This window comes from Mycobacterium sp. C31M (assembly GCF_053345865.1).
The window spans coordinates 95,172-114,939 of record NZ_JBKFAX010000008.1 but is presented as its reverse complement, the minus strand read 5'-3'; the positions used below and the strand labels follow the sequence as shown (position 1 = coordinate 114,939).

Genomic DNA, 19,768 nt, shown 5'->3' with positions numbered 1-19,768 from the left:
TGACAAGTCTGGGGTCGGAACACAGAGAGGCGGACTGTCGTGAGCGAGACCGAAAAGGGGCCCGACGCCCTCATCGAGCAGCGCGGACACACCCTCATCGTGACGCTCAACCGGCCCGAGGCGCGTAACGCACTGTCCGGCGAGATGCTCTCGATCATGGTCGAGGCCTGGGATCGTGTCGACAGCGACCCGGAGATCCGCAGCTGCATCCTGACCGGCGCCGGCGGCTACTTCTGCGCCGGCATGGACCTCAAGGGCGCGACCAAGAAGCCGCCGGGCGACTCGTTCAAGGACGGCAGCTACGACCCGTCGCGAATCGACGGCCTGCTGAAGGGTCGTCGTCTCACCAAGCCGCTGATCGCCGCGGTCGAGGGGCCCGCCATCGCCGGTGGCACCGAGATCCTGCAGGGCACCGATATCCGCGTCGCCGGCGAGAGCGCGAAGTTCGGCATCTCCGAGGCCAAGTGGAGCCTGTACCCGATGGGCGGCTCCGCCGTGCGCCTGGTCCGCCAGATTCCGTACACCATCGCGTGCGACATGCTGCTGACCGGACGGCACATCACCGCGGCCCAGGCGCTGGAGTACGGGCTGATCGGCCACGTCGTGCCGGACGGCACCGCGCTGGACAAGGCCCTCGAGATCGCCGAGATCATCAACAACAACGGCCCGCTGGCGGTGCAGGCGATCCTGAAGACCATCCGTGAGACCGAGGGCATGCACGAGCTCGACGCGTTCAAGCCCGATACCGCCAACGGCATCCCGGTCTTCCTGTCCGCCGACGCCAAGGAGGGCCCGCTGGCCTTCAAGGAGAAGCGGGCCCCCAACTTTCAGATGAAATAACTGCGATTTGTGGAGTCTCAGCCGCACTGATTACGGCTGAGACTCCACAAATCACCGTAGAAACGCCTCGCCCTGCTCGCGGTCCAGGTAGGTGCTGGACTTGTTCTTCAGGAAGAACAGGTACACCACCAGCGAGATAGCGATGCAGACGGTGACGTAACCGATGAACAGCGGCACCTGGTCACGCTCCTTGAGTGCGGTGTAGATCAGTGGCGCGGTGCCGCCGAACATCGAATTGGCCAGGGCGTAGCCGACTCCCACGCCGAGTGCGCGCACGTGCGACGGGAAGAGCTCGGATTTCACCAGTGCGTTGATCGAGGTGTAGCCGGTCAGGATGATGTAGCCGACGGCCACCAGCAGGAACGACATGATCGGCGAATGCGTCTGCGGCAGATAGGTGATCAGCACGTAGGTGTAGATCAGACCACCGAACCCGAACCACAGCAGTAGCGGTTTGCGGCCCACCCGGTCGCTGATCATGCCTCCGACGGGCTGCAGCAGCATCAGGAAGATCAGCCCGATCAGGTTGACCCAGGTGGCGGTCATCGCCTGGTCCTTGTAAGTGGCCTTCACGATGGCCGGCGCGTTGACGCTGTAGGTGTAGAACGCCACGGTGCCGCCGAGGGTGATCAGGAAGCACAGCAGCAGTGGCTTCCAGTACCGGTTGAACAGCTCCCGCATCGATCCCGAACTGGTGTCCGCGCCGGTGGCCACCGCAGCGAGCTGTTCGGCGGACAGCGACTCGTCCATCGAGCGCCGCAGCCAGAAGACGACCACCGCGGCCACACCGCCGATGGCGAAGCCGATGCGCCAACCGAAATCGCGCAGCTGGTCGTCGGTGAGGAAGACATCGAGCACCAGCAGGGTGAACTGCGCCAGGACGTGCCCGCCGACCAGCGTCACGTATTGGAACGACGAGAAGAAACCCCGTCGTTCACGGGTGGCCGCCTCGGACATGTAGGTGGCCGACGTGCCGTATTCACCGCCGGTGGCGAAGCCTTGCACCAGCCGAGCGAGGATCAGGATGATCGGTGCCGCGATCCCGATGGTGGCCTGTGAAGGCACCAGTGCGATCACCATCGAGCACGCCGCCATCAGCGACACGCTGACGGTCAGCGCGGCGCGGCGGCCGCGCCGGTCGGCGTACCGGCCGAAGAACCAGGATCCGACGGGGCGCATCAGGAAGGTGACGGCGAAGATCGCGTAGACGTAGATCGTCGAGTTCTTCTCGGATTCGTCGAAGAACTGGCCCTCGAAGTACGCGGCGAACACCGTGTAGATGTACACGTCGTACCACTCGACGAGGTTGCCAGAGGACCCCCGCAGTGTGTTCCAGATGGCGCGGCGGGTCTGGGCCCTCGGTGACGTCGGTGTCGATGTGGTCATGGCCACATCCTGTGCGATCAGTCCGCCCGACGGAAAACCCTTCGGCGAATCCGTTCGTTTTCTTGCAGAGTCCTCACATTGGCCGTAGTCACACGGCGATCTCCTGCACATCCCACAGCGCATCGATCTGCGCTTGCCCCTCGGCCAGGCTCTGCGCTGCCCGGCCCCTGAGCTCGGCCATCGCGGGATTGGTCTCCGCCATCGTCAGCTCGACGACAACGAATCGGGGCGTCAGGCCGGTCAGCGACACCCCGTGGGTCAGCCAGCCCTGCGAATGATCCCAGCCCGCGCGCGGCGTGCCGGGGCCATAGCCACCGCCACGTGTCTCGATGGCGACCAGGTCGGTACCGCCGAGCAGTCCAGCGCCGGTCTGCGCATCGATGGACAGGCCGTGTGCAACCAGGTGGTCCACCCACGCCTTGACGGTGCTCGGCGGTCCGAAGTTGTACAGCGGCAGCCCGAGGACGATCGTGTCGGCCGCCTTGACCTCGTCGATCAGAACCTCGCTGAGCCCGGCCGAGGTGCGCGGGTCCAGGTGCGGCAGCGGGTCGGCGAACAGGTCGCGGTAGGTCACCGTGCCACCGGGGTGGGCGGCACGCCAGCCCTCGGCCGCGCGGGCGGTGAGCCGGCGGCTGGCCGACTGCTCGCCCTGGACCGACGAGTCGAGGTGAAGAAGGTGCGACATCATTAACTCCTCATAGATAGTTTGCGTTGTACTAACTATCTATACGACACAGGAGTTCGTCAAATTCCCGTACGCTGGCGCCGTGACCGACCAGCCACGCCACGAGTTGCTGCTCGGCCCCCTGCTGGATCTGGTGTTGCGACGGTTACGCGGCGCCGCCGATATCGAGGTCGCCAAGGTCGGCTTGCGGACACGGCACATCATCGCGCTGACGCTGCTGCGCGATTTCGGTGAGCAGAACCAGTCGGATCTGGCCGATTCACTGGGCATCGACCCGACGAACGTGGTCGCGCTGCTCAACGAACTCGAATCCGCCGACCTGGTTCAACGCCGACGCTCACCTCGGGACCGGCGACGGCACACCGTGCTGTTGACCGATGCGGGCGCCCAGCGACTCCGCGAGGCCGAGGCCGTGCTGGCGACCCTGGAGCACCGGATGTTCGCCGGCCTGACGCAGACCGAACTGGCCGATCTGCACGGACTGCTGCAGCGGGCGGCGACCGTCACCGGCGGTCAACCCGACGCGGTCTGCCGAATCGTCGATGAAAGCTGCTAGGCCAGAACAGGTTTCGTCGGCGTGAACACCACCGGCATGGACTCCAGACCACTGACGAAGTTGGCCGGCCGCAACGGCAGCATGTTCGCATCGGCCAGCCGCAGATCGGGAAGCCGTTGCAGCACCTTCTCGATCATGATCTTGAGTTCGAGTCGGGCCAGCTGATTACCCATGCAGAAGTGGGTGCCGAAACCGAAGGCGACGTGGTTGTTCGGCGTCCGGTCGATCCGGAAGTTCTGCGGGTCGCCGAACACCTCCTCGTCGAAGTTCGCGGACTCGAACATCAGCATGATCTTCTCGTCCTTGCGCAGCGCCTGGCCGTAGAACTCGGTGTCGGCGGTCAGCGTGCGGCACATGTTCTTCACCGGGGACGTCCAGCGCAGCATCTCCTCGATTGCGCCGGGCAGCTTGCCCGGATCGGCCGTCAGCGCCGCCCACTGATCCTGGTGGCGCAGAAGCTGTTCGGTGCCGCCGGACAGTGTGTGCCGGGTCGTCTCGTCCCCGCCGATGAGGATCAGCAGCGTCTCCATGACGATCTCGGCGTCCTCCATCCGCTGCCCCTCGACCTCGGAGTTCACCAGGATGGAGAACAGATCGTCGCGCGGGTTGGCACGCCGGTCGGTGATGACCTCCATGGTGAAGGCGGTGTAGGCGGCGAAGGTGTCCATCAGCATCTGCACGGTCTGCTCGTCGACATGCGAGCTGAGCCCGCAGACCAGATCATCGGACCACTTGAGCAGCAGTTCCCGTTCCTCGGGCAGCACCCCGAGCATGTCACCGATCACGGCCATCGGCAGCGGCGCGGCGATATCGCGGACGAAATCACACTCACCCTTTTCGCACACCGCATCGATCAGGGTGTCGCACAGGTTGCCGATGGAGGGCAGTTTGTCCATCACCCGCTTGCGGGTGAAGCCGGCGTTGACGAGCTTGCGGCGCAACAGATGTGCCGGATCATCCATGTCGATCATGTAGGGCATGCCCGGCTGATCGGGACGGATCCCGCCGGCATTGGAGAACAGCTCGGGGTTGCGCTCGGCGTCGAGCACCGCGGCATGGCTGGCCGCGGCGGCCTGGCCGTTGCGGTCCCGGAACACCGGCTCATGCGCCCGCATCCATCGATACGCCTCGCGGGCGTTGCCGTCGGCGTAGAACCGGCCGTCGGCCAGGTCGACATCCGGCTTGGTATCGGGCGTCGCCTGAGCAAGAACTTCGGTCATGCAATCTCCTCGGCGTCGGCGAAGGTCATCTCGACGTTGGCGGCGGAACCGGAGAACATGGCACGCTTGGGGAATCCCAGGGCGGCCAGTTCGCGTCCGTACGGGTGATCACCGAGGCGCACCGTGACGCCACCGGGCCGGTAGCGCACGCCGGTCATCGCCATCTGCCCGGATGTCAGCCTGGTGACGCCGTCGAGATGCGAGTAGGTCGGGTGCACCTGCGGCTTGCCCGAGAACGCCGCAGGGACCGGCAGGCCGGGCTTGAAATCCATGCCGACCGCGAGCTGCCCGTCCACCGAGGTGTCGAACGAAAAGGTGTGTCCGTCGCGAACGACGAAGTCGGCCAACACCTTCGGGTAGCCCCAGATCTGGCGACCGGCCGCACACGTGAACTCGCCGTCGACTGGCAGGTGGTGGATGAAGGCGCCCGCCTCCCCCAGCGCCTTGAACCCGGATGCGCTGGAGCCGGGCGGGTTCACCATGACGTTGGTGCCGTACTCCAGGTACGGGCCGAGGTCGCCGTCGATGTAGCGCATCAGCATCAGCACCACGACGGACTTGCCGGGCCGGTACCGGCAGACGGTCAGGCCGCTGTAGTCGATCATGGCTTGTGCCGCGTCGGCGTCCACCGAGAACATGGCCATGTGCTGCTGCGCGGTGCGGATCCGCACGGGCATGGTCACGGTCTCGCCCGCGATCACGTACTGCGATGTGGCGTGGGTCACGCGCCCCAATGTAGAACCCGGAGTAGACACATTGCAAGGAAGTGTCTAGTCGCGGGTCAGACGAGAGCGGCGAGATCCTTGATCTGCTCCACCGACCGGGCGCCGACGACCATCATCGTCACCCCGGAGGCCTCCCACGCCTTGATCTGCTCCTTGACGTACTCCAGGTTGCCGACGATCGCCGAGTCGTCGACCAGTTCGTCCGGGATGATCTTGGCCGCTTCGTCTTTCTTGTCGTTGCGGAAGAGCTTGGTGACATCGTCGACGACCTCGGCGTAGCCCATCCGGCGGTACACGTCGGCGTGGAAGTTGGTGCCCTCGGCGCCCATGCCGCCCATGTAGAGCGCCAGGTGCGGCTTCATCAGCTCCATGATCGCCGGGCGGTCATCGGTGACCACGACCTGCGCCGTCGCGCAGATCTCGAAGGTCTCCCGGGTGCGCCGGGCCCCCGGCCGGGCGAAGCCCTCGTCGAGCCATTCGTTGTACATGCCGGCAATGCGCGGCGAGTAGAAGATGGGCAGCCAGCCGTCGGCGATCTCGGCGGCCAGCGCGACGTTCTTCGGCCCCTCGGCGCCGAGCATGATCGGGATGTCGGCGCGCAGCGGATGGGTGATGGGCTTGAGGTTCTTGCCCAGTCCGGTGGTGCCCTCGCCGGTCAGCGGCAGCGGGTAATGCGGGCCGTCGCTGCGCACGGGGGCCTCACGCGCCCACACCTGGCGCATGATGTCGATGTACTCACGGGTGCGGGCCAGCGGCTTGGGGAACTTCGCGCCGTACCAACCCTCGACGACCTGCGGGCCCGAGACGCCGAGGCCGACGATGTGCCGACCACCGGAAAGATGGTCCAGCGTCAGCGCGGCCATCGCGCACGCGGTGGGCGTGCGCGCCGACAGCTGCAGCACCGAGGTGCCCAGTCGCATCCGCGTGGTCTCACGCCCCCACCAGGACAACGGGGTGTAGGCATCCGAGCCCCAGGCCTCGGCGGTGAAGACGGTGTCGAAGTTCGCCTCCTCCGCGGCGGCGACGAGTTCCGCATGGTTGGTCGGCGGCTGCGCGCCCCAATAACCCAGTTGCAAACCCAGCTTCATCGAACCGCCTCCAGACCCATGGTTGAAACCATTCTTAGAACCTGTTCTACTCGATGCCGTGACCACAGGCCAAAGCAGCCCGGTGCAGATCGACAAGCATGAGCGGCCCCTCTCGGCTCCGCTGAAGCTCTCATTCGACTACACCCGTTCAGTTGGACCGCTCCTGTCCCAGTTCTTCACCGCGCTGCGGACGCGACGCATTGTCGGCGTGCGCGGATCGGACGGTCGGGTACATGTCCCACCCGCCGAGTATGACCCCGTCACCTACGCGGCATTGACCGAGGTCGTGCCCGTCAGTCCCGTGGGCACCGTGCAGTCCTGGACGTGGCAGTCCACCCCACTGGAGGGCCAGCCGCTGGACCGCCCGTTCGCCTGGGCGCTGATCCTGCTCGACGGCGCGGACACCCCGCTGCTGCATGCCGTCGCGGCCGAGGAAGGTGCGATCAAGACCGGCGACCGGGTGCACGCGCACTGGGTCGACGAGCCCGTCGGCGCGATCACCGACATCGCCTACTTCCTGTCCGGTGAGGATGCGGAGCCCGAGGGCGCACCCGACGACCTCGATCCGGTCACCGTGCAGGTGACCCCGAGTTTCATCGAGATCCAGCACACCGCGTCGCTACCGGAGACCACCTTCCTCAAGGCACTCGAAGAGGGCAAGCTGCTGGGCGGTCGCACCAAGTCCGGTCGCGACGGCAAGCCGGGCAAGGTGTACTTCCCGCCCAAGGAGGCCGATCCGGCCACCGGCCTGGAACTCGACGAGTTCATCGAACTCCCGGATCAGGGCACCGTGACGACCTACGCGGTCATCAACATCCCGTTCCCAGGACAGCGCATCAAGCCCCCGTATGTGGCTGCCTACGTGCTGCTCGACGGCGCCGATATCCCTTTCCTGCACCTGGTCACCGAGATCGACCCCGCCGATGTGCGGATGGGAATGCGCGTGCAGGCCGTGTGGAAGCCCCGCGAGGAGTGGGGGCTGGGGATCGACAACATCGACTACTTCAAGCCCACCGGCGAACCCGACGCCGATTACGACTCCTACCGCCACCACCTGTAAAGGAACCCACCGATGACAGACGTTGCCGTCGTGGGTTTCGCCCACGCACCCCACGTCCGCCGCACCGACGGCACCACCAACGGCGTCGAGATGCTGATGCCGTGTTTCCACAAGCTCTACGAAGAGCTCGGGCTCAAGCAGACCGACATCGGATTCTGGTGCTCGGGATCCTCGGATTACCTTGCCGGCCGCGCCTTCTCGTTCATCTCCGCGATCGACTCGATCGGCGCCATCCCGCCGATCAACGAGAGCCACGTCGAGATGGACGCGGCCTGGGCGCTGTACGAGGCCTACATCAAGCTGCTCACCGGACAGGTCGAGACCGCGCTGGTGTACGGCTTCGGCAAGTCCAGTGCGGGCACCCTGCGCCGGGTCCTGGCGCTGCAGACCGATCCGTACACCGTCGCCCCGCTGTGGCCGGATTCGGTGTCGATGGCCGGCCTGCAGGCCCGCGCCGGTCTGGACGACGGCAAGTGGACCGCCGAGCAGATGGCCCAGGTCGCGCTGGATTCCTATGCCGCAGGCGGACGTACCGACCGTGAAGAGGTCGTCGGGAGCATCGACGAACTGCTGGCCCGGCCGTACTTCGCCGACCCGCTGCGCCGCCACGACATCGCGCCGATCACCGACGGTGCGGCGGCGATCGTGCTGGCCGCCGGCGACAAGGCCCGCGAACTGCGGGAGAACCCGGCCTGGATCACCGGTATCGAGCACCGCATCGAGACGCCGATCCTGGGAGCCCGCGATCTGACCACCTCCCCGTCGACCGCGGCCTCGGCCAAGGCGGCGCTGGGCGGAGACACCGGTTCGGTCGACATCGCGGAGATCTACGCGCCCTTCACCCATCAGCAGCTGATCCTCACCGAGGCCATCGGACTGGGCTCGAAGACGAAGGTGAACCCGTCCGGCGGTGCGCTGGCGGCCAACCCGATGTTCTCGGCCGGGCTGGAGCGCATCGGCTTCGCCGCACAGCACATCTTCTCTCGCTCGGCCCAGCGTGTGCTGGCCCATGCCACCAGCGGCCCTGCGCTGCAACAGAATCTGGTCGCCGTACTGGAGGGCAAATAATGACCAAACAGCTCGCCGCGGTGCTCGGAACCGGGCAGACCAAGTACGTCGCCAAACGCCACGACGTCTCGATGAACGGCCTCGTGCGCGAGGCGATCGACCGGGCGCTGGCCGATGCCGGATCCACGTTCGACGATATCGACGCCGTGGTGGTCGGCAAGGCGCCCGACTTCTTCGAGGGCGTCATGATGCCCGAACTGTTCATGGCCGACGCCACGGGCGCGACCAACAAGCCGCTGATCCGGGTGCACACCGCGGGTTCGGTGGGTGGCTCGACCGCGATCGTCGCGGCGAGCCTGGTGCAGTCCGGCAAGTACAAGCGCGTGCTGACCATGGCCTGGGAGAAACAGTCCGAGTCGAATGCCATGTGGGCGTTGAGCATTCCGGTGCCCTTCACCAAGCCCGTCGGTGCCGGTGCGGGTGGTTACTTCGCCCCGCACATCCGCGCCTACATCCGTCGCTCCGGCGCACCCAACCACATCGGTGCCATCGTCGCGGTCAAGGACCGACTCAACGGCGCCAAGAACCCGCTGGCACATCTGCATCAGCCCGATATCACCGTCGAGAAGGTGATGCAGTCCCCGATGCTGTGGGACCCGATCCGCTACGACGAGACCTGCCCGTCCTCCGACGGCGCCGCGGCCCTGGTCATCGGCAACGAAGAGGCTGCGGAAGCGCACCTTTCCAACGGCAATCCGGTCGCCTGGATCCACGCCACGGCCTTGCGCACCGAACCGTTGGCCTATGCCGGCCGCGATCAGGTCAATCCGCAGGCCAGCCGGGACGCCGCCGCCGCGTTGTGGCGCGACGCCGGTATCACCTCGCCGATCGACGAGATCGACGCCGCCGAGGTGTACGTGCCGTTCTCCTGGTACGAGCCGATGTGGCTGGAGAGCCTGGGCTTCGCCCCCGAGGGTGAGGGCTGGAAGCTGACCGAGGCGGGTGAGACCGCGATCGGCGGACGCATCCCATTCAACGCCTCCGGCGGCGTGCTGTCCTCCAACCCGATCGGCGCCTCCGGGATGATCCGGTTCGCCGAGTCCGCCATCCAGGTGATGGGCAAGGCGGGTGACCATCAGGTGCCCGGTGCCAGCAAGGCCCTCGGGCATGCCTACGGCGGCGGCGCACAGTACTACTCGATGTGGGTCGTCGGGGCGGACAAGCCGGCACAGTGACGGCTCCTGTCACCCTGGCCGGCCAGGCCTCGCGGGCGGCTGCCGCCGCCCGCGACAAGGACGCCTGGTTGGCGCTGTTCGCCGACGACGCGATCGTCGAGGACCCGATCGGGCCGTCACATTTCGACCCGGACGGAGTCGGGCACCGCGGCAAGGAGGCGATCGCGGCCTTCTTCGACATGGCGATCGCGCCGAGTCAGCTGGAATTCCACTTTGAGAAGACCTATGTCTGCGGCGACGAAGAAGCCAACACGGGCCATATCGTGATCGTTGCGAGCGGGTACCGCGTCGTCGCCGAAGGCGTGTTCACCTATCGGGTCAACCATGACGGCAAGATTGCTGCGCTACGCGCGTACTGGGAGCTCGAGAAGGCCGCAGCCAGCGCCACACCGGTGTGATGCCGCCGATCGCGTACTCTGGTAAGCGATTTCGTCCTCTACCCCGCTGAATCGATGTTGTCCCGATCACATTTGGCTGCCGCCGCACTGCTTGCCGTCGGCCTCACCGCCTGCACTCCGGCCGAGCCCGGCGCCCCGAGCAGCGCCGCGCCGACGCTGCCGGCCTTCACCACCACCAGTGCGGCACCGACCACCACCTCGCAGGCGACCGACTACACCCGACTGCTGCTGACCGCGGCCGATATCAGCGATGCCGAGGACACCTTCACCGAACGGCATCTGGAGAGCTCGCCGGGCGGACTGCCCGGTGCCAGCGCCTTCTTCGTCAATGCGCAGGACACCCGGGCGATCAGCAGCACGATCCTGGTCTATGCCAACCCGGACACCGCGGCCACCGCGCTCAAGGATGCGTCGGGCACCCTGAACACCCGAGTGGTCGGCGGCACTCCCACTCCCGCGGGCGTCGGCACCAACAGCGTCATGGTGCGCGGTACCGACCCCGACCAGGCCAAGGACGTCACCGTGCTGATGTTCACCGAGGGACCCGCGCTGGTGCGTCTGGAGTTCCAGAGCGCCGGCGGCGATGCGACCACCGACGGATTCGTCACCAACGTCGGCAAGATGCAGCAGATCGCGCTGCGGGTGGGCTTGTCCGAAAACAGCTAGATCTCGGCCATGCCGTCCCGGTACCGCTGCGCCAACTCCTGATAGATCCCGGCACTGGTCTTCACCCAGTTCTCCGCACCGGTTCCGGCCACCGGACCGCGGATCTCGGCAGGCGCACCGGCGACCAGCACGTCATCGGGTATCCGGGTGCCGCCGATGACCAGCGCGTGCGCCGCCACCAGGCTGCGCGCACCGATGACCACACCGTCGAGCACCGTGGCGTGGTTGGCGATCACCGCGTTCGCCCCGATATGGGCCCCGTGCACCACACACCCGTGCGCCACCGTCGCTCCCGGTCCGATATCCACCGGGATGCCGGGCGGGGCGTGTAGCACCGAACAGTCCTGCACATTGGCGCCGGCCCGGAGGATGATCGGCGCATAGTCCCCACGTAGGACCGCGTTGAACCAGACCGAGGCACCGGCCTCGACGGTCACATCGCCGATCAGCGCCGCCGTCGGCGCCACGAAGGCTTCCGGGTCGATTCTGGGTACCCGACCATCGAGTGAGTAAAGCGGCATCGTCTACATATACCGTGCGGTCCCTGCAGGTAGCGGCGATTACGTTGCGGAACGACCGGTTAAAACTGTAACGTGTTCTAGTTAGAGAGACCAGATACGGGAGGCCCACCGTGAGTACTGAAGCCACCGGCACTGTTGGTGTCAGGGAAATCGACACCGGCGACCTGCCCGACCGCTATGCGCGCGGTTGGCACTGCCTGGGACCGGTCAAGGATTACCTCGACGGCAAGCCGCACGGCGTCGAGATCTTCGGCACCATGCTGGTGGTCTTCGCCGATTCCGAGGGCAACCTCAAGGTCCTGGACGGGTACTGCCGGCACATGGGCGGCAACCTGTCGCAGGGCACCATCAAGGGCGACACCGTGGCCTGCCCGTTCCACGACTGGCGCTGGGGCGGGGACGGCAAGTGCAAGCTCGTCCCGTACGCCAAGCGCACCCCACGACTCGCCCGCACCCGCTCCTGGGAGACCGATGTGCGCGGCGGCCTGCTGTTCGTCTGGCACGACGCCGAGGGTAACCCGCCCTCACCCGAGGTCCGGATCCCGGAGATCCCCGAGGCGGCCGACGACGAGTGGACCGAGTGGCGCTGGAACACGATGCTCATCGAGGGCAGCAACTGCCGCGAGATCATCGACAACGTCACCGACATGGCGCACTTCTTCTATATCCACTACGGGCTGCCGACGTACTTCAAGAACGTCTTCGAGGGCCACATCGCCAGCCAGTACCTGCACAATGTGGGTCGCCCCGACGTCAACGACCTGGGCACCACCTACGGTGAGGCGCACCTGGATTCCGAGGCGTCCTACTTCGGCCCGTCCTTCATGATCAACTGGCTGCACAACAACTACGGCGGTTTCAAGGCCGAGTCGATCCTGATCAACTGCCACTACCCGGTCAGCCAGAACTCGTTCGTGCTGCAGTGGGGCGTCATCGTCGAGAAGCCCAAGGGCCTCGACGAGAAGACCACCGACAAGTTGGCCCGCGTCTTCACCGAGGGTGTGTCCAAGGGTTTCCTGCAGGACGTCGAGATCTGGAAGCACAAGACCCGCATCGACAATCCGCTGCTGGTCGAGGAGGACGGTGCCGTCTATCAGATGCGCCGCTGGTATCAGCAGTTCTACGTCGACGTCGCCGATGTGACCGCCGATATGACGGACCGTTTCGAGATGGAGGTGGACACCACCATCGCCAACGAGAAGTGGCACGTCGAGGTCGAGGAGAATCTCAAGGTCCAGCAGGCCGAGCAGGCAGCCGCCGAAGAAGCAGCACAGCCGAGCTGATGACCACGCACGACGAGCGGACCGAATCGCCAGATGTCGACGATCTGGCCCGCTCGATGCTGCTGTTGCACGGTGGCCACGACGACGAGGACGATCACGACCATCCTGAGCCTCGCCCGAGTACCGGAAACTGGTCCAAGGCACCGGATTTCGCATCGGACCCGCAGCGCGCGGCGGCAGTGCACGAGGCCACCGAGCGGGACAAACAGCGGTACTTGACATCCGGGCTGGCCTCAGTCGACTGCCGGTTCTGTCATGCCACCGTGCAGGTCAAGAAGCTGGGCGCCGAGCACACGTCGGTCCAGTGGAACAGCGTGGCGGCCAAGCGGTGTGCGGTGTTCGACGAGATCCGTTCCTCCGGAGGCGATCCGGCCCGGGCCCGCTCCTGCCACCGGCTCACCGACAGCATCAAGCACGCCATCGCCGAAGGGTGCCTGGAGGAGTTCTCCAGCTCCCCCTCCCCCGGCGACGGCTGACTTTCTTCCCGCGAACAGACGCAAACTCCCGCTATCTGTGCAGAAAAGCGGGAGTTTGCGTCTGCTCGCCGGGGAACTAGAGCCTCCCGAAGCGGTCCTTCACCTGGTCCTCGGTCAGACCGTAGTCGCTCAGCGAGTAGGTGTGCTTGGGCGCCCGCGGGCCCTTCTTGCTCTCCTCGTGACTCTCGGTGATGGCATGACGCGCCGTATCGGTGAACTCGATGCCGAACCTGTCGTAGATCCCCTCCACCGCGCCGACCGGATCCTTGACGAACTCGAAATAGTCGACATCACAGAACTGGGCCGGATCGTGTTTGGCCCGTTCGGCATCGAACAGCTCCAGGCCCCGCGACCAGGTCTCCAGGGAATCCTCGCCGATCACCTTGCCGAAGAAGCTGTTCGACCATCCCTCGGTGGTGTGCTGAGCCAGTGAGCACATCGACGCCATGATGGTCTCGGCCGGCCGGTGGCACTGCACGACGAGCGCGTCGGGGTAGGTGGCGAACATTGCGTCCAGCGCGAACAGGTGGCTCGGATTCTTGAGGACCCAACGCTTCTCGGGTTCGTTCAGACCGATCAACTGCAGATTCTTTCGGTGCCGCTGATAAGACTTCGTCCAGTCCTGCTGGGCCAACCACCGCGAGTAGGTGGGGATGTGCGCCAGCGTCTCATAGGACACCGAGTGCAGCGACTGCCGCAGCAGCTGCCAGCACTCCTCGACCTCGTCGGCGGTCATGTAGTGCAGACCGGTGTAGTCCGGATTCTCCTCGTGCGCCTTGGTGAACTGTGCATCGAGTTGGGCGAAGGTGGGGTTCTGTGACCAGGTTTCGCGCGGCGGGCGTGGCTGCGGGAACTCGGCCAGCCACAGTTCCAGGCCCTGGTGGCGTGGATCGGCGGTGAGCAACCGGTGGATGACGGTGGTGCCGGTGCGGGGCAGCCCGGTGACGAAGATGGGCCGCTCGATCGGCACATCCGCATGCAGCGGATACTGCTTGAACGCCGCCTCCGAGACCAGACGGGCCACCAGAGCGTTGCGCACGAAGAAACGCTGCATCTTGCTGCCGAACTCGGTCAGGTCGGCGTCACGCCGATAGGCGTCCAGCAGGACGGCCAGCGCCTCCTTGTAGTTGTCGCTGTCATCGCCGAAATCATCGAGCCCGCAGGCCTTCACGGCGGAGGCATGCAGGTCTTCGACGGTGCCGACATCAGTACGCTGGCTCATGGCTCGCCTCCCACTCGCTCCGGTCCTTGCTCGTCCCTCGCTGCGATCCTCACTCGCGCTCGGCTTCGCTGACTCATCAGAACTTGTACTCCCCGCAGTTGACGTCCAACGTCTGCCCGGTGATACCGCTGGACAGATCGCTGGCCATGAACAGGATCGCCGAGGCCACCTCGTCCTCGGTCGGCAGCCGCTTCAGATCACTGTTTATGGCGGCGGCCTTGTAGATCTCGTCGACGGTGGTGCCGTACTTGCCGGCCTGGTGTTCGAAGTAGCCCTGCAGGGTGCCGCCCCAGATATAGCCCGGCAACACCGAATTCACCCGGATACCGGACCCGCCGAGCTCACTGGCCAGCGACTGGGACATCGCCAGCAGGGCGGACTTCGCCAACTTGTAGGCCCCCTGCTTGGGGTCCGAATGCCGCACCACCATGGAGTTCACATTCACCACCGAACCCTTGGATTCGGTCAGCGCGGGTGTGAATCCCTGGACCAGCCGCAGCGCACCGAGCACCGTCAACTCGACCGTCTCGCGGATGTGATCGAAGCTGGTCTTGGCGAACGGCTTCATCGACGGCACCCGAAATGCGTTGTTGATCAACACATCGACCTTGCCGAACTCGGCCAGCGACACCTCGACCAGGTTGGCGACCTGGGCGTCGTCGGTGATATCGGTACCGACCGCCAGCGCCCTACGGCCGAGTGCACTCACCTGGCCTGCGACGTCCTCGAGACGTTCCACGGTACGGGCGGCCAGCACCACATCGGCGCCGGCTTCGGCACAGCGACGCGCCAGCGTGGTACCCAACGCCGGTCCGACACCGCTGATGACGACCACGCGATCTTCTAGAAGTCCTCCGGACACTGCTAGCCCACCATCCTTTCGCCGATCTGCTTCTGACGCAGCGCGATCCGCGCCCGCCACTCGTCATCGGAGATCTTGTTCGACTCGTAGTAGGGCAGCACATCGACCACCTTGCCGATATCGACCAGCTCCATGGTCGGCCCGTCGGCCTCGGTGAGCTGCCGGGACACCCGTTGCCAGCGGAACTGCAGATATCCGCGGCCGTGACCGAGTGTCTCGCACCAGTTCGTCACGCCGGGATTCTGGTCGGCGACCACGATGCGGATCTTGCCGTCCGGATCCGCCTGTGCCTGAGTACCGTTCAGCGAAGTCTGGTGATTGATGTAGTCCAGCGAGATGTACCACAGGCTGCCGAGCTGGAAGCCCAGGTAGGGAGCATCAGAGACCGGCAGCGTGATGATGATCGCCTGATCCGGCGTGATGTCGTAATGCCCCACCGAGGAATACTGGGTGGCCAGTCCACCCGGAGTGAGCCGCGGCGCGGTCAGTGTGTTGACCGGCAGGTTGTCGTAGAACCACTTCGGGAACTGCAGCCAGGTCTTCACCCGCTGTACGAGTTGCTTACCGGCCACCGAGAACCGCTTCTCGATGAGCGCCATGCTCAGCGGGTCCGGTGCGGTACCGGCCGTGTCGGTACGGGCGATGGCGAAGGACCCGCGCTGTGCCGACCAGTCGTTGTAGACCTCCCGGATCACCAGCTGGGACGGCTCGGCCGGGGTGAACCGCCATTCGAAGGTGCCATCGGCGGCGATATCGAGCTTGCGATCGTCGAACGCGGTCTCGCTGTCGGGCACCACCTCATCGGTGTACTCGCCGCCGAGCAGCTGGAAGCTGACATCGGTGGTGGTCCCCCGGCGGCCGGTGACGACGTATTCGTGACCCGGTTGCACCCGGGTGCCGAAGTACATGGTGTCCGGATTGTCCAGACCCATCTTGGTGAAGGGACCGGTGCCGCTGTGCAGGAAGGGGTGGTCGCGGTCGTAGTCGAACGCCACGTGGGTGCAGGCCGCGATGCAGCCGGCCAGGTACTGGAGGCCTTCGAGCAGGTCGGCCTCCGATTCGATGAAGGGGGCCTCGGCGACCAGGCGCTCGGCCTCGGCGATGGCGTCGACCAACGGTTGTGCATACATCCGGACTGCTGCCTTTCGTTCCATTATTGGACCGTGGTGGTAGAGTTTCCGACCTGAGACTAGAACGCGTTCTAATTCGAGTCAACGTGCGGGAGGCGTCTGATGTCAGCGGAGTCGACGGTGCGCGCCTCACCACCCACCGTCCGCGTCGTCGCCGTGCTGAACTTCCTCGCCCGGCACCCACACGACCGATTCGGACTGTCCGAACTGGCTCGCCGCGTCGGCCTGAGCAAGCCCACCTGTCTGGGGATCCTGACGACCCTGACCGAGGCCGGCTATCTGGTGCGCGACACCGGCGACGGCCGCGACAAGACCTACCGACTGGGCCCCGAGCTGATCACGCTGGGACACACTGCCCAGGAGTCGTTGCGTGTGAGCCCCGCGGCCCGCGACGAACTGCGCAGGCTGTCCGACCGGTTCGGTACCACCGCCGCGTTATCCGGCGTGGTCGACGACCGCATCACCCTGCTGGAACTCGTGGCGCCACCGGGCACCCCCGCGACGGTCCGGGTCGGGCAGAGCTATCCGTTCGCCCCACCGGTCGGCCTGATGTTCGTGCTGTGGGACGAGGGCGCCGTACGGGACTGGCTGGCCAAGGAGGCGACCATCCCGTTGCGCACCGACACCGACCGGCTGGAGCGGGTCATCACCGAATGCCGAGCGTCGGGCTATCTCGTCGAGCGCCTCACCCCGGGCGGTCGCAGGCTGTACGCGCTGATGGCCGGCATGTCGAATACCCTGCCGGACGAGTTACGGGCCCTGCTGGGCGAATTGGTGTCCGATATCGGCGAACGGGTCTACCTGCGTGGTGAGCCCGACGGGCTGGAACGCCACGATGTCAACGTCATCGCCGCACCGGTTTTTGATCACCACCGGCGCCAGGTGATGGTCGTGTCCCTGCAGATCGGCGCGGCGCTGACCGATACCGAGATCACCGAGCGCGCCGGCGGGTTACTGCTGACCGCGGACGCACTCACCACACAACTGGGCGGCACCAAGCCGTGGTGATTACTTGTCCTCGGCCAAGGTGTAGGCGACCAGCGCGTTGGCGTGGCCGTGGCCCATACCGTGTTCGGCCTTGAGCATGCCGACCAGTTCCATGTGTTTGGTCAGCGGCGACGAACGGATGAGTTGCTGCCACTCCGCGATCGGCCGACCGTACTTCTTCTCGATCGAGGGAAAGTAACTGCCGGGTCCGGTCACTGCGTCGGCCATCCTCATGCTCCTTCAACCAGGTGTTGTCCCCGATACCGACTCGGCCCACGGCGCAAACTCATCGCTCGGGACTCAGCTGACGGCGGCCAACGCGAACGGCAAGACATCCGCGGCACCTGCCTCACGGATGGTCAATGCCGCCATCGTCATGGTCCACCCGGTATCGGTCATATCGTCGACCAGCAGCACCGTCTCGCCCGCGACACCGGCCGGCGCCTCCCAGGCATCACGCAGGGCGGCCACCCGGTACGCCGAGTTCGCGGCGACAACCGGCCGGTGCTGTGGTGAATACTGCAGCACTCCAAGATCTTTGAGCCGGCCGACCTCGGCCAGCCGGGCGGCCATACTTCCGATCAGCAGCGGGTGCCGCTGGGAATCCAGAGCCAATACCGCCGTCGGCCGGTGCTGCCAATCCCAAGCCTTGAGCACCGCGACGGCGGCGTTCACCACCTCGGCGGGCACCTCACCATCGGGCTCGTCGAGCAGGCCGCGCAACCGCGCACCCCACCCCAGGTCGGTCAGCCGCCCGATCACCCGGCCCGGCGATGGCCCGTCCCCGATACGTCCCGACAGGTCGACACCGATGCGCGCCATGCCGGTCGGCCACTGCTTACGCGGTGCGATCTCCACCCCCGGTCGCATGAGCTGTTCACGGGTCGCCTCGGCCGCGCCGGCGTCCACCTCCGCCGTGTACTGCGGGCCGGTGCAGTTGTCACACCGGCCGCACGGCTGCAGACCCAGTTCGGGATCGTCGAGTTGCTTGCGCAGGAACGTCATTCGGCATTCGGTGGTGCTCTGATAGTCGAGCATCGCCTGCTGCTCACGCTTGCGCGCCTCATCCAGCCGCCGATAGCGGGGTTCGTCGTACTCCCATGGCACTCCGGTGGCGATCCAGCCGCCCTTCACCCGGCGGACGGCACCGTCGACATCGAGCACCTTGAGCACCATCTCCAGCCGTGAGCGATTGAGATCGACCAGCGGTTCCAGCGCCGCCGTGGACAGCGGCCGCTCGGACTCGAGTGCATTGATCACGTTGCGCACCATGGGTTCCGACGGAAACGCCACCGAAGCGAAGTACCGCCAGACGTCGGCGTCCTCACGGCCCGGCAGCAGGATCACCTCGGCGCTGGCGGTCGCGCGGCCGGCTCGGCCGACCTGCTGGTAATAGGCGATGGGCGAGGATGGGGCACCCAGGTGCACGACGAACCCGAGGTCGGGCTTGTCGAAACCCATGCCCAGGGCCGAGGTCGCGATCAACGCCTTGACCTTGTTGCCCAGCAGATCGGCTTCCAACTGTTCACGTTCGGCGGTCTCGGTGCCCCCGGTGTACGCGGCGACGGTATGCCCCTGGTCGCGCAGCAGGGTGGCGATATCGTGGGCCTGAGCGACCGTCAGGGTGTACACGATGCCCGAGCCGGGCAGTGAATCCAGCTGCGCTCCCAGCCATGCCGCGCGTTGCGCCGGACCGCCGGCCTGCACCACCGACAGCCGCAGCGACTCCCGATCCAACCCGCCGCGCAGCACCAAGGCATCATCGGCAGCACCACCGACGCCCAACTGCGCCGCGACATCCTCGACCACCCGGTCGTTCGCGGTCGCCGTGGTGGCCAGCACCGGGATGTCGGCGCCGAGTTCGGCGACCAGTGTGCGGATGCGCCGGTAGTCGGGCCGGAAATCGTGGCCCCAGTCCGATACACAGTGCGCCTCGTCGACCACCACCAGACCGGCGTCGGCGGCCAGTGCGGGCAGCACCTGATCACGAAAGTCGGGATTGTTCAACCGTTCCGGGCTGACCAACAGCACATCGAGCTCACCGGCCTCGACGCGCCGGTGCACATCCTGCCACTCGGTGACATTGCTGGAGTTGATGGTGGCGGCCTGTACCCCGGCTCTACGCGCGGCATCGACCTGGTTGCGCATCAGCGCCAGCAGTGGGGACACGATGACTGTCGGCCCGCGCCCGGCCGCGCGCAGCAGCTTGGCCGCGATGAAATACACCGCCGACTTTCCCCAACCGGTGCGCTGCACCACCAGGGCACGCCTGCGGCCCACCACCAGCGCCTCGATGGCCGTCCACTGGTCGTCGCGCAGCGCTGCCTCCGGCCCGGCAAGTTGTTCGAGGATCGCCTGGGCGTCTTCTCGGGTCACCATCACCCCAGCATGCCCTGCGCGTCTGACAGCAAGAGTGTTAG

21 protein-coding genes are annotated in these 19,768 nt (G+C 66.1%); 10 read left to right on the top strand and 11 right to left on the bottom strand.

What is annotated here, in order from left to right; genetic code table 11:
- Nucleotides 1-39: 39 nt before the first annotated feature.
- Entirely contained in the window at nucleotides 40-840 is an 801-nt protein-coding gene (locus ACLBYA_RS13945; RefSeq protein WP_447710010.1) for a crotonase/enoyl-CoA hydratase family protein, read from the top strand.
- Between the two features lie 51 nt (nucleotides 841-891).
- On the opposite strand, the gene ACLBYA_RS13940 is transcribed toward ACLBYA_RS13945, so the two are convergent.
- Together ACLBYA_RS13940 and ACLBYA_RS13935 are read right to left on the bottom strand one after the other, a co-directional pair.
- Nucleotides 892-2,226 (bottom strand): MFS transporter, encoded by a 1,335-nt coding sequence (locus ACLBYA_RS13940; protein ID WP_447710009.1) that lies wholly within the window; start codon nucleotides 2,224-2,226, stop codon nucleotides 892-894.
- Between the two features lie 88 nt (nucleotides 2,227-2,314).
- Nucleotides 2,315-2,911 carry an FMN-dependent NADH-azoreductase gene (locus tag ACLBYA_RS13935; protein WP_447710008.1) on the bottom strand — a complete coding sequence of 199 codons (597 nt, stop codon included), beginning with the start codon at nucleotides 2,909-2,911 and terminating at the stop codon, nucleotides 2,315-2,317.
- 82 nt (nucleotides 2,912-2,993) lie between these two features.
- Between ACLBYA_RS13935 and ACLBYA_RS13930 the strand changes: the two genes are divergently transcribed.
- Nucleotides 2,994-3,467 (top strand): MarR family winged helix-turn-helix transcriptional regulator, encoded by a 474-nt coding sequence (locus tag ACLBYA_RS13930; RefSeq protein WP_447710007.1) that lies wholly within the window; start codon nucleotides 2,994-2,996, stop codon nucleotides 3,465-3,467.
- Here ACLBYA_RS13930 and ACLBYA_RS13925 read toward each other — a convergent pair.
- From ACLBYA_RS13925 to ACLBYA_RS13915, 3 genes are all read right to left on the bottom strand, one after another.
- Nucleotides 3,464-4,687, bottom strand: a complete 1,224-nt coding sequence (locus ACLBYA_RS13925; RefSeq protein WP_447710006.1) for a cytochrome P450 — start codon at nucleotides 4,685-4,687, stop codon at nucleotides 3,464-3,466. The two genes, ACLBYA_RS13930 and ACLBYA_RS13925, sit on opposite strands and share 4 nt — an antisense overlap.
- The gene (locus tag ACLBYA_RS13920) at nucleotides 4,684-5,364 is read right to left on the bottom strand and encodes an acetoacetate decarboxylase family protein (RefSeq protein WP_447710161.1); all 681 of its coding nucleotides are present in this window, start codon (nucleotides 5,362-5,364) and stop codon (nucleotides 4,684-4,686) included. Before ACLBYA_RS13920 ends, ACLBYA_RS13925 begins: the two co-directional genes overlap by 4 nt.
- A 104-nt stretch (nucleotides 5,365-5,468) precedes the next feature.
- Nucleotides 5,469-6,500, bottom strand: a complete 1,032-nt coding sequence (locus tag ACLBYA_RS13915) for an LLM class F420-dependent oxidoreductase (protein ID WP_447710005.1) — start codon at nucleotides 6,498-6,500, stop codon at nucleotides 5,469-5,471.
- Nucleotides 6,501-6,558: 58 nt separating this feature from the next.
- Between ACLBYA_RS13915 and ACLBYA_RS13910 the strand changes: the two genes are divergently transcribed.
- Genes ACLBYA_RS13910 through ACLBYA_RS13890 form a run of 5 tightly spaced genes read left to right on the top strand, consistent with a single transcriptional unit; the run spans nucleotide 6,559 to nucleotide 10,867 of the window.
- Nucleotides 6,559-7,560: a Zn-ribbon domain-containing OB-fold protein gene (locus ACLBYA_RS13910; protein ID WP_447710004.1), complete on the top strand. Its 1,002-nt coding sequence runs from the start codon at nucleotides 6,559-6,561 to the stop codon at nucleotides 7,558-7,560.
- Nucleotides 7,561-7,572: 12 nt separating this feature from the next.
- Complete coding sequence (locus ACLBYA_RS13905; protein WP_447710003.1) at nucleotides 7,573-8,628, top strand: thiolase domain-containing protein; 1,056 nt, start codon at nucleotides 7,573-7,575, stop codon at nucleotides 8,626-8,628.
- On the top strand, nucleotides 8,628-9,803 hold the full coding sequence (locus ACLBYA_RS13900; protein WP_447710002.1) for a thiolase domain-containing protein: 1,176 nt from the start codon (nucleotides 8,628-8,630) through the stop codon (nucleotides 9,801-9,803). The genes ACLBYA_RS13905 and ACLBYA_RS13900 overlap by 1 nt, the downstream gene beginning before the upstream one ends.
- Nucleotides 9,800-10,201 (top strand): nuclear transport factor 2 family protein, encoded by a 402-nt coding sequence (locus tag ACLBYA_RS13895; protein WP_447710001.1) that lies wholly within the window; start codon nucleotides 9,800-9,802, stop codon nucleotides 10,199-10,201. The genes ACLBYA_RS13900 and ACLBYA_RS13895 overlap by 4 nt, the downstream gene beginning before the upstream one ends.
- A 54-nt stretch (nucleotides 10,202-10,255) precedes the next feature.
- Complete coding sequence (locus ACLBYA_RS13890; protein WP_447710000.1) at nucleotides 10,256-10,867, top strand: hypothetical protein; 612 nt, start codon at nucleotides 10,256-10,258, stop codon at nucleotides 10,865-10,867.
- Here the strand turns inward: ACLBYA_RS13890 and ACLBYA_RS13885 are convergent.
- Complete coding sequence (locus tag ACLBYA_RS13885; RefSeq protein ID WP_447709999.1) at nucleotides 10,864-11,388, bottom strand: gamma carbonic anhydrase family protein; 525 nt, start codon at nucleotides 11,386-11,388, stop codon at nucleotides 10,864-10,866. The two genes, ACLBYA_RS13890 and ACLBYA_RS13885, sit on opposite strands and share 4 nt — an antisense overlap.
- 110 nt (nucleotides 11,389-11,498) lie before the next feature.
- Between ACLBYA_RS13885 and ACLBYA_RS13880 the strand changes: the two genes are divergently transcribed.
- Together ACLBYA_RS13880 and ACLBYA_RS13875 are read left to right on the top strand one after the other, a co-directional pair.
- Nucleotides 11,499-12,671, top strand: a complete 1,173-nt coding sequence (locus ACLBYA_RS13880; RefSeq protein ID WP_447709998.1) for a Rieske 2Fe-2S domain-containing protein — start codon at nucleotides 11,499-11,501, stop codon at nucleotides 12,669-12,671.
- A complete protein-coding gene (locus ACLBYA_RS13875) occupies nucleotides 12,671-13,147 on the top strand; it encodes a hypothetical protein (protein WP_447709997.1) in 477 nt (158 codons plus the stop codon). The genes ACLBYA_RS13880 and ACLBYA_RS13875 overlap by 1 nt, the downstream gene beginning before the upstream one ends.
- Nucleotides 13,148-13,223: 76 nt before the next feature.
- Here ACLBYA_RS13875 and ACLBYA_RS13870 read toward each other — a convergent pair whose 3' ends face one another.
- The 3 genes from ACLBYA_RS13870 to ACLBYA_RS13860 form a co-directional block, all read right to left on the bottom strand.
- Nucleotides 13,224-14,369, bottom strand: coding sequence for a sulfotransferase family protein (locus ACLBYA_RS13870; protein WP_447709996.1), 1,146 nt, complete (start codon nucleotides 14,367-14,369; stop codon nucleotides 13,224-13,226).
- Between the two features lie 76 nt (nucleotides 14,370-14,445).
- The gene (locus ACLBYA_RS13865) at nucleotides 14,446-15,204 is read right to left on the bottom strand and encodes an SDR family oxidoreductase (protein WP_447709995.1); all 759 of its coding nucleotides are present in this window, start codon (nucleotides 15,202-15,204) and stop codon (nucleotides 14,446-14,448) included.
- Nucleotides 15,205-15,233: 29 nt separating this feature from the next.
- Nucleotides 15,234-16,361, bottom strand: coding sequence for a hypothetical protein (locus tag ACLBYA_RS13860; RefSeq protein ID WP_447710160.1), 1,128 nt, complete (start codon nucleotides 16,359-16,361; stop codon nucleotides 15,234-15,236).
- 102 nt (nucleotides 16,362-16,463) lie between these two features.
- Between ACLBYA_RS13860 and ACLBYA_RS13855 the strand changes: the two genes are divergently transcribed.
- Entirely contained in the window at nucleotides 16,464-17,369 is a 906-nt protein-coding gene (locus tag ACLBYA_RS13855) for an IclR family transcriptional regulator (RefSeq protein WP_447709994.1), read from the top strand.
- Here the strand turns inward: ACLBYA_RS13855 and ACLBYA_RS13850 are convergent, their stop codons facing one another.
- Nucleotides 17,370-17,576, bottom strand: coding sequence for a DUF4287 domain-containing protein (locus tag ACLBYA_RS13850; protein ID WP_447709993.1), 207 nt, complete (start codon nucleotides 17,574-17,576; stop codon nucleotides 17,370-17,372).
- Between the two features lie 72 nt (nucleotides 17,577-17,648).
- On the bottom strand, nucleotides 17,649-19,727 hold the full coding sequence (locus tag ACLBYA_RS13845; RefSeq protein WP_447709992.1) for a RecQ family ATP-dependent DNA helicase: 2,079 nt from the start codon (nucleotides 19,725-19,727) through the stop codon (nucleotides 17,649-17,651).
- Between the last annotated feature and the right edge of the window lie 41 nt (nucleotides 19,728-19,768).

Coding starts and splice junctions, on each gene's coding strand:
- ACLBYA_RS13940 (WP_447710009.1), bottom strand. CDS start 2,226: ATGACCACATCGACACCGACGTCACCGAGGGCCCAGACCCGCCGCGCC.
- ACLBYA_RS13935 (WP_447710008.1), bottom strand. CDS start 2,911: ATGTCGCACCTTCTTCACCTCGACTCGTCGGTCCAGGGCGAGCAGTCG.
- ACLBYA_RS13925 (WP_447710006.1), bottom strand. CDS start 4,687: ATGACCGAAGTTCTTGCTCAGGCGACGCCCGATACCAAGCCGGATGTC.
- ACLBYA_RS13920 (WP_447710161.1), bottom strand. CDS start 5,364: ATGCCCGTGCGGATCCGCACCGCGCAGCAGCACATGGCCATGTTCTCG.
- ACLBYA_RS13915 (WP_447710005.1), bottom strand. CDS start 6,500: ATGAAGCTGGGTTTGCAACTGGGTTATTGGGGCGCGCAGCCGCCGACC.
- ACLBYA_RS13905 (WP_447710003.1), top strand. CDS start 7,573: ATGACAGACGTTGCCGTCGTGGGTTTCGCCCACGCACCCCACGTCCGC.
- ACLBYA_RS13900 (WP_447710002.1), top strand. CDS start 8,628: ATGACCAAACAGCTCGCCGCGGTGCTCGGAACCGGGCAGACCAAGTAC.
- ACLBYA_RS13890 (WP_447710000.1), top strand. CDS start 10,256: ATGTTGTCCCGATCACATTTGGCTGCCGCCGCACTGCTTGCCGTCGGC.
- ACLBYA_RS13885 (WP_447709999.1), bottom strand. CDS start 11,388: ATGCCGCTTTACTCACTCGATGGTCGGGTACCCAGAATCGACCCGGAA.
- ACLBYA_RS13875 (WP_447709997.1), top strand. CDS start 12,671: ATGACCACGCACGACGAGCGGACCGAATCGCCAGATGTCGACGATCTG.
- ACLBYA_RS13870 (WP_447709996.1), bottom strand. CDS start 14,369: ATGAGCCAGCGTACTGATGTCGGCACCGTCGAAGACCTGCATGCCTCC.
- ACLBYA_RS13860 (WP_447710160.1), bottom strand. CDS start 16,361: ATGTATGCACAACCGTTGGTCGACGCCATCGCCGAGGCCGAGCGCCTG.
- ACLBYA_RS13855 (WP_447709994.1), top strand. CDS start 16,464: ATGTCAGCGGAGTCGACGGTGCGCGCCTCACCACCCACCGTCCGCGTC.
- ACLBYA_RS13850 (WP_447709993.1), bottom strand. CDS start 17,576: ATGGCCGACGCAGTGACCGGACCCGGCAGTTACTTTCCCTCGATCGAG.
- ACLBYA_RS13845 (WP_447709992.1), bottom strand. CDS start 19,727: ATGGTGACCCGAGAAGACGCCCAGGCGATCCTCGAACAACTTGCCGGG.